Origin of the sequence: Pantoea sp. EEL5, from assembly GCF_049892805.1 — a bacterium.
Lineage (GTDB): Bacteria > Pseudomonadota > Gammaproteobacteria > Enterobacterales > Enterobacteriaceae > Pantoea > Pantoea ananatis.
Map to the genome: position 1 here is coordinate 1,155,759 of NZ_JBNDNJ010000001.1, position 11,696 is coordinate 1,167,454.

The window sequence follows — 11,696 nt, forward strand, 5'->3', positions numbered from 1 at the left end:
GTCATCCTTGCCTGACCTCAGTGCGCCCCAAGTTGAATGGCGGTGCCGGGGCAGGCGGCATCAATCTACAATTTCCCCACGTTGCACACGTCCCCGTGACGTTTGCGCGCAATGGAGAAACGGTTCGCATGGATGCGCCCGGACGCCTGACTATCGGGGTTAACGGTGTATCTGGTGCAAGCGATCTGACCCTAAAAGGCCAGGGCGTAACCGCGACGTTCGAAAACGGGCTGCAGCCACACGTTAAGACAGGCGAACTCATGCCGCTGCCTGACGCGTGGTGGGCCTTTTTTGCAGGCTCCTGGCGCTATTTTCCCCGCCGGTTGATGTCTGCGCCGTTGCGCGCAGTTATTGATTGTCTTAAAAAGGATCGCAAGGCTTCTGCGGATTCCGGCATGCGCTTAGGTTTCGCGTCGGTGGCGGGTAGGCAGCGCTAAGGTGCAGCAAGGTTGTCGCAGTCCGACTGTTTTCGGCACATCGTAAAACGGCGACAAAAAGAGGCCGCAACAGCGGGCATTAAATCGTTTTTCCAGGCAATATCCAGGTCACCGACATTGTCACATGTCACACCTGCCGACACATCGCGGCAGCGGTGACGTTCGGCGGTCGTCATCGCACTTTGTAAACCGGTACTCAGATGGGATTGATAGTCATCAAGCGCATCACGAATGTCAGCCGGTGCGAGCCATTCAAGATGTTTAGCTGGGCACTGGCGAGCGAGTTCAGCCTGATAGATCTGCCAGACATTGGCAACGGGGGGCGCTGCCAGCGCAGCGGTTGTTCCTGCAAACAACAAGACAGCCATCTGATATCGCATGATCATTTTCACCGCTCAAAGCCTTAACGTTCGGCCTGGTTTATTGCGGATAATACCGCTGCATCAGGCTCATCCCTAAAGTCACCCTCAGCTACGGTCGAAAAGCCGGGGGTAACATGATGTGCCGTCAGCCTGCACAAGGCATTACGACCAGCTTGCCTGCCCGGTTGCAATCTCGCTCAGTGGCTCTTCGCGCCACTGCCAGGGTTGCCGAAGAACGACCCGGCTGGCGAATTTGGCAATACCGATCTCATCGTCCAGCAAACGATCCATCAGGTCCTGAAACCTGTGAAGATTCGGGGCGATGATTTTTAACAGATAGTCATAGCCTCCGCTGATGTTGTAGCACTCTACAATCTCCCGGTACTTACAGGCGCCGGATTCGAATTTGATAAAATCGGACGGGTAATGACTGTTCAGGGTGATTTCGGAGAACACAACCAGGTTATTACCCAGTTTGTTCAGCGTAACCCTGGCGGCGTAACCCGAAATAATTCCGCTCTGCTCCAGGCGTCGGGTGCGCGCCAGGCAGGGACTGGGGCTGAGGCTGATCGCCTCAGCCAGTTCCACTATCGAACACCGCCCCTCGCGCTGAAGATGCTCAAGTATTCTGATATCGGTACGATCGAGGGGTTTAATGTGCGTCATGGTCAGGTGATTACCTCAGAACAGACTGGGAAGCCCTGGCGGCCGTCGATTCTGTCAGCGACTGATCGAGGACATCGATTATCATTCCCGCCTGATCTGCCGTCAAGACCAGCGGTGGGCGAATTTTCAGCACGTTGTGGCCCATTGCGCATGCGCTCAGCAGCACGCCTTTTTGACGCATTCTGTTCACCACCTGACTGGTCAGCCAGCGATCCGGGGTGCGCGACAGACGATCGGAAACCAGTTCCACGCCAACGAAGAGGCCGGCACCGCGAACATCACCGATCGCCTCATGCTTTTTACCCAGCGCGGTTATGCCATCAAGCAGCTGTTTGCCTACATCGCGCGCATGGGCAACCAGGCCATCCCTTTCAATGGTTTTCAGAACGGCCAGTGCGGCTGCGCAGGAAACGGTATTGCCCGCAAAAGTATTGAAATACCGTGAGCGTTGACCAAACTCCGCCAGCACATCAGCGGTGGCCAGCAGACCGGCAATCGGCTGACCGTTGCCCATCGGCTTGCCCAGCGTCACCATGTCCGGGATAATGCCGTGGCGCTGGAAGCCCCACATTGTCTCGCCTGTGCGCCCAAAGCCGGGCTGAACTTCATCGGCAATAAACACGCCACCGGCCCGCTTGATGGCTTCAACTGCACCTTTCATAAAGCCCACCGGACCAGGCAAGATGCCATCGCTGGTGAACAAGGAATCGACGATCAGCGCGGCGGGTTTGATGCCGTGACGCTGCAGGTCGGCGATTGCGTTTTCCACGTCGCGCGTGAAGCGCTCGCTAAGATCGGCTCCCTCAGCATGATAAAGCCGTGGGGCAGGAATCAGGCGCACATGGGCGCCAAGATCCACCGACGTGCCTAAAGAGGGCGAGAACTGAGACACCGCGTCCGTGATGCCGTGATAGGCCGTCTCGGTCACAATAATGCCGGTGCCCCCGGTACGAACTTTGGCAATACGGTAAGCCAGGTCATTGGCCTCACTGCCTGTGCAGGTCAGCATCAGATGCGCAAGCGCGGTTTCCGGCACGGTGGCCAGCAGGCGTTCGGCCAGTTCCAGAATGGTGTCGTGCAGGTAGCGGGTATTTGTTGCCAGCGTCTGAACCTGCTGACAGATGGCCTCGGTGACGGCAGGATGGCAGTGCCCGAGCGAGGTGACATTATTATAAATATCCAGATAGCGACGGCCCTCAGGATCGAAGAGCCACACGCCTTCACCGCGCACGATATGTAAGGGATGCTCGTACATCAGGCGATAGGCTGGGCCGAGCAGCGCATCGCGCCGTTGAATCATCGCGGCGGTGACCGGCCCCACGTCGACCTGGCCGGGGATATAGGCGTTTACCATATTGAGATCTGTCGTGCTTTTCATACAATTCTCCGGTTTCAGAGTTCAGCCAGCAGTCGGTCACGTGCCGTATCGCGAGACAGATCCGCCATTAAAGACAGCGCCTCCCACGCGGCTGGATTGTGCCGCATGATATAGGCGCGATTGTGTGGATAGCGAACCGCGCGCCACTCGGTAATCAAAACGGTAATCAGATGACGGGTCGCCATCAGATCGGTCACGACCGCCTGCTCCAGATCGGTAAGCGGGAGCGTCTGGTGGTAGGCGCCGACAAACTGGGCGGCGCCGGCAAAAGGATCGACGCTGCCTGTCATCTGAAAGGCCGCCGCGGTTGCGACTTCGCCGACCAGGGGGGCATAAAGCATGTCGCCAAAATCGATAATGCCCGTAATATGATCCTGCGCCTCTGGCGCAACCATCACGTTGTAGAGATGGAAGTCGTTATGGATAACCTGCGCCCTCAGCGCCGGAAGGCGCGGCAGGATATGGGTGATAAAACGTGTCATAAATTTTTCAGCCAGCCTGCGACGGGTGGGATCCACGAGGTCTTCCAGCTTATCCATCAGGCGATGCGCGGCTGAAACGTTCCAGAGAAGATCGTGGCTGGCAGCGGGATGGCTGAATGCCTGTAAAGCCAGGTCAAGCCGGGCCAGACAGGTGCCCATCGCGCAACGCTGTGCTGGGGTTCTCTCCGTATCCTTAACCTGTATACCGTCTAAATAGGTCAGCATTCTGACGGTCGTTATTTCTCCTCCGTCAAGAGTGACGTTGTCACGCAGGGAGCCCTCTAGCGTTCGCACGACGCGCGGCGTGGACAGCCCGGGCGCAGCCTCGGCGATGTGATTAAGCGCGGCAATCTGAAAATCCACGATGGACAGCGCTTCAGAGGGATTACTGATCTTTAACACATAGCGCGTGCCGTCGGCCTGCTCGATGCAACAGTTCTGATCGCGCTCACTGGCCAGCGGCAGGACGTTGCCCTCAATGCCATATTTTTCAGACACTAAAGATTGGATAGCCGGCAGCGAAAGCGCTGGCGCAGCTGTGCTGAGTGCAACCGCCTTGGGCCTCTGTTCATCAGGCATCATATTTCCTCGTTTCTCCGCACCCAGAGACGCATTAAATACCAAGCAGGCCGGCAAGCTGGCGGAAGTCGGTGAGCCGATCAACGCCATAACCTTCTAAGGCGGGTTCATGCCCACGATCGATAAACGCTTTGGCCATAAAGCCAAGGTCGGATGCCGTCATCAGGTCATAACGGAAGCTGGAGGAGCAGTGCATCATCTGCTCGGGTCCGCAGCCCAACTGGTCAAACATGTATTCGAAAATCTGTGCACGCGGCTTGTAAGCCTGAGCCGCTTCAGCGGTGTACACCGCATGAAAAGGCGCTTTAAGATGGGCGACGCTGTGGGGAATAAGATCCACCATCGAATTCGACAAAATCACTAACGGAATATGTTGAGAGATCAATTCCAGCGTTTCCACAACGTGAGGATGTGGCTGCCAGGTCGGCACCGCGTTATAAAGAGTGAGTGCATCAGAATCGCGGTACTCCACATCATGCGCTTTACAGGCCCGCTGAATAGCGTTTTCAACGACCTGAAAAAACGGCTTCCAGTCACCCAGCACTTCATCAAGCCGGTAGAAACGGAAGCTGTCCAGAAACGCAGGCATTCGCTGTTCTGCAATCCGGTCGGCAAAAAGCCCCTTAGCGGTCGGCCCCATTTCAAAGTTTATGAGCGTTCCGTAGCAGTCGAAGCTGATAAATTTTGGCTGATAAATCATGCGATTAACCTCTTTAATTTGTTTTAAAGAAGTATATCGCTGTGACCGAACAGATAATTTCTTATTGACCCGGTAACGGAGTGGTTTTTGCTCAATTCACAGTGGGGGGCGGCATTATTCATCTGCCGCCAGCCACGCCCTCATGGTCTTCCCGACCTCTCTGCCCGAAAAGCTTAGGTGCAGAGCAGAAATTTATCGGCCACACTTAGCCCAAAGACGTAGTTTGCACCCGCATTGTGTTTTACACTGCGCGCTGAAAAAATTGAGTAGATAAACGATTAGGTAGGCGGTAATGGCGATGAATGGAACAATCACAACCTGGTTTCAGGATAAAGGCTTTGGCTTTATCAAAGATGAAAACGGTGATAACCGGTATTTTCACGTGATTAAGGTCGCCAACCCTGATCTGATTAAGAAAGATGCGGCGGTGACGTTTGAACCCACCACCAACAATAAAGGGCTGTCGGCCTTTGCGGTGAAAGTCCTGCCAGAGAGCAAATACATTTTTATCGCGGGTGAGCGAATCAAGCTCACTGCCATTAAGTCTTATGTGGTCTTCAGCGAGGAAGTGCCTGCCAGCAGCCGTATCGATAAAGAAAATACGGTGCTGTCTGTGGGCATCTTAATGAACAATATCAAACCTAAATCCGCAGCCCAGGCCGATGAGATGCGTACGTTGAAAAAACTGGCCATCACCACCTTTCAGGGCGCAACCCTAATCTTCTCTGAAGATGAGATAGACATTGATGCCACAGTAAAAATGCTCAAGGTCTGACATCATCAGACCTGTCTGCCAGTGCTCGCCTGACAGGGCGCTGGCGGCGTTTATCCCTTCTTTTTATCTCTCTTCGCGCTTTACCGCCTGTGACTAACAGGTTTGTTATATTCCAGTGCGCGTCTTGATGAGTTTACAGACTTCCCTCAACGTCGTCTCTGTTGCGCATAGCCGATTGCGTTAGCGAACCACCGGCTCCCTCTCAGCCAGCATCTGCAGGACGCTAACCCGGGGATGAGCGACTGACGGATACCGGACCCGACGTGGGGAACCTCACGACTTCGCGCATACAACGTCCGCTCGAGTCTTAAGTGCGCACTACATCAGCGTCTGCAATCTGCTATCGCCTCAGGTATAATCCCGCCCATTCCTCATCAGATTCAGAGAACAAGATGGCAAAACTCACCTTACAAGAGCAGCTGTTAAAAGCAGGATTAGTCACCAGTAAGAAAATGGACAAGGTCCAGAGAACGGCCAAAAAATCGCGTGTTCAGGCCCGCGAGGCGCGCGAAGCTGTAGAAGAGAACAAAAAAGCCCAGCAAGAGCGTGACAAGCAGCTTAATGAACAACAACGGCAGGCTGTGCTTTCAAAAGAGTACAAGGCGCAGGTGAAGCAGCTGATTGACATGAACAAAATCGACATTTCCCGAGGTGATATCGGTTTTAACTTCACAGATAACAACCTGATTAAAAAAATCATGGTGGATAAGCCCACCCAGGCACAACTTATCAATGGCCGTCTGGCGATCGCACGTTTGCAGGTTGATAACAGCGAAGAGAGCCATTACGCCATTATTCCCGCGAGCGTGGCTGATAAAATTGCCCAACGTGATGCCAACAGTATTGTCTTAAACAGTGCGCTGAGTCAGGAAGCCCAGGATGAAGACGATCCCTATGCCGATTTCAAAGTACCCGATGATCTGATGTGGTAATGATTGCAATCAGGCGGGATAACCGCTGAGCCTTGCTGCAAAGTGCTGCGCACTTTCGCCGCAGGGCTCGTGCCGTTTGCAGCCATAATCAAACCTGATCCGATCGCTTTCGGGATCGAAACGCCGCGACTTTCATGCGATTGCCACAGGTCGCCATGCTGCACCAGCGGCGGCGGTGCGATTTACTGAGGTCATGGAAAAGCAGGATACAGTCATGTGCTTCACACTGGCGCACGTAGGTAAAGCTGTCACTGACAACAAGCTCGACCAGTGCGTTGACCACCGGCCAAAGCAGGATGGCTATGCTTATCTCCTCGTGGCTAACCGCGATCTGGTATCGCTGCGCGTCATCATCCCACGCCAGTCGCTTCGTCGGGCGCCCGTCCTTATAGAGCCTGTTAAGAACAGTCAGATCCGCAGATAAGCCATTCATCGCAGCATCGACAAGTGCACGTGCACTGTCGCGCAGCGCCCGCGCTTCATGTAACAGCCCATCAGGTGCCTGCAAAGGCGCGCCATCCGGCAAGATCCCTGCCATCTCCAGCCAGAGCATCACGCGTCGATCGTCGCTGAAACAGTCATGTCGCTGCTCGTCCACGCCGTATTCACTATTGATAAAGTCCAGTGCGAGGTTATCCGCCAGGAAAAGGAAGTCGTGGGTGTTGAGATCGGAATTCATAGCTGCCTGTAACTGTTAAAAACATATTTGACAGGTTAGCAAAACAGATCGTAACCTTCAAATAATAACTTTAACGGTTACATCATAAGGAAACATCATGGCGGCTTCAAAATCCATTACGACGACAGACAGTTTGCGTACGCAAGACGTTAACGATGCACAGCAACGGGATGGCGTAAAATACCGCTACGAACAGGTTGGCGACGTCAATGTGTTTTACCGCGAAGCGGGCGATCCCAACAGGCCGACAATACTGCTGTTGCATGGCTTCGCGGGATCCTCGTTTATGTTCAGAGACCTGATCCCGCATCTTGCCGGGCACTACCACGTGATTGCACCCGACCTGCCTGCGTTTGGCTTCACGGAATCTCCGGCACGAGGCGAATACGTTTACGCCTTCAGCCAGCTGGCAATCACTATTGAGCAGTTAACGCAACAGCTTAAGCTGGAGCGCTATGCGCTGATGGTTCATGACTATGGCGCCCCCGTCGGCTGGCGGCTTGCCGTCAGTCATCCCGAACGGATTACGGCCATTATTTCTCAAAATGGTAACGCCTATGAGGAAGGACTGGGTGAGGGCTGGAAACCGATCCAGCGCTACTGGCAGGAGCCCAGCCAGGAAAACCGTGACGCGCTGCGAGACTTCCCAACGCCAGCTTCGATCAAATGGCAATATCTTGAGGGCGTGCCCGATAAAAGTCGTGTCTCACCGGATGGTTACACGCTTGAGGGTTTGCACATTCTTCGGCCGGGTAACGCGGAGATTCAACTCGATTTGCTGCTGGATTACGCATCAAACGTGGCGCTGTACCCGGCGTTTCAGAACTACTTCCGTCAGTTTCAGCCCCCCTTGCTTGCGGTGTGGGGGAAAAACGATCCCTTCTTCCTGCCGGCTGGTGCCGAGGCGTGGAAACGGGATCTGCCCGATGCGGAGATTCGCTTCTATGATACCGGACACTTTGCGCTGGAAACGCACGGCCTGGCGATCGCTGCGGCTATTACCGACTTTCTGAATAACCTGCACCTGAAGTAAACCGGTGCCGTCAGCCGTGACAACAAGAGGCGTTTGCGGGCTGAAGCGGCCTGGCACAACAATGTCAGCCGTGTTCCTGGCGCCAATGTAAAGGCGTTGCGTTAAAACGGACTGGGGCTGACGATGTGAAAGGGCTCACCGGTAACGGGATGAACAAACTGCAGTTCACTGGCATGAAGCATTAACCTTGGCGTCTGTTCCGTGCCCGGCAGCAAAAGCCCCCCGTAGAGGTCACAGCCTAAAATCGGATGGCCCAGCAGCTGGCAGTGAATACGCAACTGATGAGTGCGACCGGTTTCTGGGATCAGCGTCACGCGCGTCAGGGGAATTACACTGGCGTCATCCCGTTTAAAGTTAAAACGCTCAACAACCCGATAACGGGAACGGGCAGGCTTGCCCCATTCGGCGCAAATAGACATCCGTGGAAACCGGGCTGGGTCTTTCGCGATGGGAGCATCGATGATGCCTTCTTCATCCGGTAAATGCCCGCACAGCAGGGCGCTGTAATGCTTAGCCACCGTGCGCGCGCTGAATTGCTGGCTGAGCGCCGCGTTAATGGTTTTGTTACGCGCCACAACCATCAACCCGGAGGTGCCAAAATCCAGCCGGTGCACCAGTGTGCAGCCGGGGAAGATCGTCACCAGGCGATAGTGTACCGAGTCCAGGTTTTGGGGGTTTTTGCCTGACAGGCTCAACAGCCCACTGGGCTTGTCGATCAGCACCAGATGGTCGTCCTGATAGAGAATGCGTATCTCCTCATGGCACGGCGGGGCAATAAAAGTATCAACGATCGTAGACATCAGTGGGCCTGGGGCGTGAACAGGCGCTGATGATAACGAATTTTCACCCCCCAGGCGAATGGGGCGCTATAAGCATCAGCCCGGAAAGGAAAAAAGTCTGATACCGGCTTGCAAGATCGCGAGTCTCTGTGTCGACCCGGTATCACATCGCGCTATTCATTTGGTTTTACCCTGTTCCCGGCGGCAAACGGCGACGATCGTATCACGAAGCCAGCGGTGCACCGGGTCCGCGTGCAGTCTTGGATGCCAGATAGCCAGCACCTTTATCACCGGTGTAGCCACAGGCAGATCGAAATGCACCAGGTCGGCGCGCCGGTTGGGCCCGACCAGCGCGGATGACGGTACCAGCCCAATGAGGTCTGTCTGGCAAACAATATTGATGGCGCTGCTGTAAGTCGGAACGGACATCAGAATGTCCCGGCGCAGTTGAAGCGCATCAAGCGCGGCGTCAACAGGCCCAGAGCGGGCATTATTTCTGGACATGACGATATGCGAAAAGCTGGCATAGCGCTCTGCCGTCACGCCTGGGTTATCCAGCAGCGGATGATCGCGTCGGCAGATGCCCACAAAGTGGTCGCTGAATAGCAGCCTGGTTTTGAGTTCCGGCGCATCCGTACCCAGCACGCCAATTTCAAGATCAATCTTGCCTTCACGCAACGCCTGCGGCGCTTTATCTGATTTATTGACGAAAATGAGTCGTAGCCTGGGCGCGGTCTGGCGAAGCTCGTTAAGCAGCGCGGCGGCGGTTAAATCGATAAATCCTTCATTCGCCCGTATAACGATGCTGCGCGCGGTTGTAGAAAGATCGAGGCGTTTATCTGCGGGGCGCAGCAGGGCGAACGCGTCCATAGTCGTCTCATGGACGCGCGTGGCCAGTTCAGTGGCATAGGGCGTTGGAACCATATTATGCCCGGCCTGAACCAGTAGCGGATCGCCGGTCGCCAGGCGTAAGCGGCCTAGCGTGCGGCTCATGGCTGAGGTACTGAGCCCCAACCGTTTCGCTGCGCGTGTCACGCTGCACTCTGTCAGCAAAGCATCCAGCGCAGTGAGTAAATTCAGATCAATATCAGGCATAAAGTCAGACCCTTGCATCAGACGCAATCTATTATTGCATCCTGTGCGTCTGGCTCAACTGTTCTTTGCGCATTAAAGTCGTTATTTCCGCAACCAGCAGGAGTAACTCTTATGACGCTTTATTCATCGCAGGCCGACAAGCCCAAAATGTTATTAATAGGTGCCTCACGAGGTATCGGGTTGGCCATGACCAGTGAGCTGCTCAGCCGCGGCTGGGAAGTGACGGCAACGGTGCGTAACAGCCATCCCGAGGCTATGCAGGATTTGTCTGCACGTTATCCGCATGCACTTACCATTGAACAACTGGACATCAACGATACCGATCAAATCGCTCAGCTTAAATCGCGGTTGCAGCATCGTTGCTATGACGCGCTTTTTGTGAATGCCGGCACGGCGAATCCCAACCAGAGTGAGACGATTGGAGAGGTCAGTACCGAAGATTTTATTCACGTCATGGTAACGAATGCGCTTTCGCCAATGCGGGTTGTTGAAACCTGTCAGGATCGAGTCAGAGCCAACGGACTGATTGGCGTCATGTCATCCGGTCAAGGTAGCGTGGGGGATAATGTGAAAGGGGGAAGAGAAGTGTATCGCGGCTCTAAAGCCGCGCTGAATCAATATATGCGAAGCTATGCGGCACGGCAGGCGCGCTCTCATCCGGACCGGGCTTTATTACTGCTGGCACCGGGCTGGATCCGCACGGCTCTGGGCGGTGAAGAGGGGGCCTTTAGCCTTGAGGAAACCCTGCCTGATATCGTGAACGTCATCGAGCACAAGCGGGGCCGATCGGGGCTGGAGTATCTGGATCGCTTTGGCAAGCCGGTGACGTGGTAAACCGCCATTCAGTGATGGAAAGGGTGATATTCAGGCCTCTTCTGTGAGGGCATCCGTGGGCGCTTGCTGAACCACAGGTGCCCGTCAGCTGCCTGGACGTTCCTGCGCACCATCATGCTTGACCGACACTAAGCCATGAGTATTCATCAAAAATTAATGAAAAAATCCTAAAGCTTTTTCCCTTTTACCCGTTATAGAAGCTGAAATCCGGTTGGAAATCCTTAAAGAGACAATCGGAAACAAGGGCTTTTTACGTAAAGGGAATGCGATAAATATGAGCAAGTTATTAATAACGGGTACGTTGTCATTAATCTTTCTGGTGGGATGCGCAGGTAAAAATAATGCTCAGGTCGTTAAGGCCGATAACGGCAGCACGCTGACTGTTGAGACGATTTATGCGCCAGTGGATATGAATAACAATCATTACTCAGACGTAAAACTGCGCGAAGTCACACCGGTGAGTACCGGTGCGGGTGTGGGCATGTCTGTGCTAACGGCAGTGTTAGGTGGGGGAATCAGCACCGGCTCCTTTGACAAAAACAGTTATAAAGGCACCTCTGTTGATGCGCTGCCCGAACCTACGGCGCACTATTTTACCCCAAAAGCCGTAGTGAAAATAAAAAGCTGGCTCGATAAAAATGGCAACGGATATGCTTATACACAGCCGCTGTTCATTGCCGCGGCGCAATGGTCACTGGTTTATAGCGATATGTCGGCCAATAACAGCAACTACGATTTAACTTACCGCGTGCTGTTCTATAAACGTCCGGAAGGCGGCAATATTCTCAGCGCCTATGTGGTATCAGAGTGTGCACCGAAACCGGCGACAGCACCGATCAGTGACTGGAAGGCCAACAATTACGCTAAAGTGACCCAGGAAACGCAAAAGATGATGGATGCCTGTATTCTTGAGCTTGATAATCAACTGCCACGTTTATTGAAAAAATAAATGCCAGGCCTGCCTG

General features: G+C 54.2%; 14 protein-coding genes. 6 read left to right on the forward strand and 8 right to left on the reverse strand.

Going from position 1 to position 11,696, the window contains the following annotated elements; genetic code table 11:
* The first annotated feature begins 20 nt into the window (after positions 1 to 20).
* The gene (locus tag ACPXSQ_RS05630) at positions 21 to 437 is read left to right on the forward strand and encodes a hypothetical protein (RefSeq protein ID WP_128574254.1); all 417 of its coding nucleotides are present in this window, start codon (positions 21 to 23) and stop codon (positions 435 to 437) included.
* Here the strand turns inward: ACPXSQ_RS05630 and ACPXSQ_RS05635 are convergent.
* The 5 genes from ACPXSQ_RS05635 to ACPXSQ_RS05655 form a co-directional block, all read right to left on the reverse strand.
* On the reverse strand, positions 434 to 817 hold the full coding sequence (locus ACPXSQ_RS05635; RefSeq protein ID WP_202631234.1) for a hypothetical protein: 384 nt from the start codon (positions 815 to 817) through the stop codon (positions 434 to 436). The genes ACPXSQ_RS05630 and ACPXSQ_RS05635 overlap by 4 nt on opposite strands.
* 144 nt (positions 818 to 961) lie before the next feature.
* Positions 962 to 1,465, reverse strand: a complete 504-nt coding sequence (locus ACPXSQ_RS05640; RefSeq protein ID WP_013025688.1) for an Lrp/AsnC family transcriptional regulator — start codon at positions 1,463 to 1,465, stop codon at positions 962 to 964.
* 10 nt (positions 1,466 to 1,475) lie between these two features.
* On the reverse strand, positions 1,476 to 2,843 hold the full coding sequence (locus tag ACPXSQ_RS05645) for an aspartate aminotransferase family protein (RefSeq protein ID WP_426143080.1): 1,368 nt from the start codon (positions 2,841 to 2,843) through the stop codon (positions 1,476 to 1,478).
* Positions 2,844 to 2,857: 14 nt separating this feature from the next.
* On the reverse strand, positions 2,858 to 3,823 hold the full coding sequence (locus ACPXSQ_RS05650) for a phosphotransferase (protein WP_228225216.1): 966 nt from the start codon (positions 3,821 to 3,823) through the stop codon (positions 2,858 to 2,860).
* Positions 3,824 to 3,938: 115 nt separating this feature from the next.
* Positions 3,939 to 4,604, reverse strand: coding sequence for a haloacid dehalogenase type II (locus ACPXSQ_RS05655; protein ID WP_104933356.1), 666 nt, complete (start codon positions 4,602 to 4,604; stop codon positions 3,939 to 3,941).
* Between the two features lie 292 nt (positions 4,605 to 4,896).
* On the opposite strand from ACPXSQ_RS05655, the gene ACPXSQ_RS05660 reads away from it, so the two are divergent.
* Together ACPXSQ_RS05660 and ACPXSQ_RS05665 are read left to right on the forward strand one after the other, a co-directional pair.
* Positions 4,897 to 5,379, forward strand: a complete 483-nt coding sequence (locus ACPXSQ_RS05660) for a cold-shock protein (protein WP_013025692.1) — start codon at positions 4,897 to 4,899, stop codon at positions 5,377 to 5,379.
* Between the two features lie 392 nt (positions 5,380 to 5,771).
* Entirely contained in the window at positions 5,772 to 6,311 is a 540-nt protein-coding gene (locus ACPXSQ_RS05665; protein WP_014593642.1) for a DUF2058 domain-containing protein, read from the forward strand.
* 88 nt (positions 6,312 to 6,399) lie between these two features.
* Here ACPXSQ_RS05665 and ACPXSQ_RS05670 read toward each other — a convergent pair whose 3' ends face one another.
* Positions 6,400 to 6,990: a CGNR zinc finger domain-containing protein gene (locus tag ACPXSQ_RS05670; RefSeq protein ID WP_029569975.1), complete on the reverse strand. Its 591-nt coding sequence runs from the start codon at positions 6,988 to 6,990 to the stop codon at positions 6,400 to 6,402.
* Between the two features lie 97 nt (positions 6,991 to 7,087).
* Between ACPXSQ_RS05670 and ACPXSQ_RS05675 the strand changes: the two genes are divergently transcribed.
* Complete coding sequence (locus ACPXSQ_RS05675) at positions 7,088 to 8,023, forward strand: alpha/beta fold hydrolase (protein ID WP_024471575.1); 936 nt, start codon at positions 7,088 to 7,090, stop codon at positions 8,021 to 8,023.
* A 101-nt stretch (positions 8,024 to 8,124) separates the two neighbouring features.
* Here the strand turns inward: ACPXSQ_RS05675 and ACPXSQ_RS05680 are convergent, their stop codons facing one another.
* Entirely contained in the window at positions 8,125 to 8,823 is a 699-nt protein-coding gene (locus ACPXSQ_RS05680) for an RluA family pseudouridine synthase (RefSeq protein WP_022622738.1), read from the reverse strand.
* Positions 8,824 to 8,979: 156 nt separating this feature from the next.
* Complete coding sequence (locus ACPXSQ_RS05685; RefSeq protein ID WP_014605897.1) at positions 8,980 to 9,915, reverse strand: LysR family transcriptional regulator; 936 nt, start codon at positions 9,913 to 9,915, stop codon at positions 8,980 to 8,982.
* 93 nt (positions 9,916 to 10,008) lie between these two features.
* Between ACPXSQ_RS05685 and ACPXSQ_RS05690 the strand changes: the two genes are divergently transcribed.
* Together ACPXSQ_RS05690 and ACPXSQ_RS05695 are read left to right on the forward strand one after the other, a co-directional pair.
* Positions 10,009 to 10,731, forward strand: coding sequence for an SDR family oxidoreductase (locus ACPXSQ_RS05690; RefSeq protein ID WP_024471577.1), 723 nt, complete (start codon positions 10,009 to 10,011; stop codon positions 10,729 to 10,731).
* 211 nt (positions 10,732 to 10,942) lie between these two features.
* Positions 10,943 to 11,680 carry a hypothetical protein gene (locus ACPXSQ_RS05695; RefSeq protein WP_105082491.1) on the forward strand — a complete coding sequence of 246 codons (738 nt, stop codon included), beginning with the start codon at positions 10,943 to 10,945 and terminating at the stop codon, positions 11,678 to 11,680.
* The last annotated feature ends 16 nt before the right edge of the window (positions 11,681 to 11,696 follow it).

Excerpts from the sequence above, each read along its gene's own strand:
- ACPXSQ_RS05645 (WP_426143080.1), bottom strand. The coding sequence starts at position 2,843 with ATGAAAAGCACGACAGATCTCAATATGGTAAACGCCTATATCCCCGGC.
- ACPXSQ_RS05635 (WP_202631234.1), bottom strand. The coding sequence starts at position 817 with ATGCGATATCAGATGGCTGTCTTGTTGTTTGCAGGAACAACCGCTGCG.
- ACPXSQ_RS05685 (WP_014605897.1), bottom strand. The coding sequence starts at position 9,915 with ATGCAAGGGTCTGACTTTATGCCTGATATTGATCTGAATTTACTCACT.
- ACPXSQ_RS05675 (WP_024471575.1), top strand. The coding sequence starts at position 7,088 with ATGGCGGCTTCAAAATCCATTACGACGACAGACAGTTTGCGTACGCAA.
- ACPXSQ_RS05690 (WP_024471577.1), top strand. The coding sequence starts at position 10,009 with ATGACGCTTTATTCATCGCAGGCCGACAAGCCCAAAATGTTATTAATA.
- ACPXSQ_RS05655 (WP_104933356.1), bottom strand. The coding sequence starts at position 4,604 with ATGATTTATCAGCCAAAATTTATCAGCTTCGACTGCTACGGAACGCTC.
- ACPXSQ_RS05665 (WP_014593642.1), top strand. The coding sequence starts at position 5,772 with ATGGCAAAACTCACCTTACAAGAGCAGCTGTTAAAAGCAGGATTAGTC.
- ACPXSQ_RS05670 (WP_029569975.1), bottom strand. The coding sequence starts at position 6,990 with ATGAATTCCGATCTCAACACCCACGACTTCCTTTTCCTGGCGGATAAC.
- ACPXSQ_RS05680 (WP_022622738.1), bottom strand. The coding sequence starts at position 8,823 with ATGTCTACGATCGTTGATACTTTTATTGCCCCGCCGTGCCATGAGGAG.
- ACPXSQ_RS05640 (WP_013025688.1), bottom strand. The coding sequence starts at position 1,465 with ATGACGCACATTAAACCCCTCGATCGTACCGATATCAGAATACTTGAG.
- ACPXSQ_RS05660 (WP_013025692.1), top strand. The coding sequence starts at position 4,897 with ATGGCGATGAATGGAACAATCACAACCTGGTTTCAGGATAAAGGCTTT.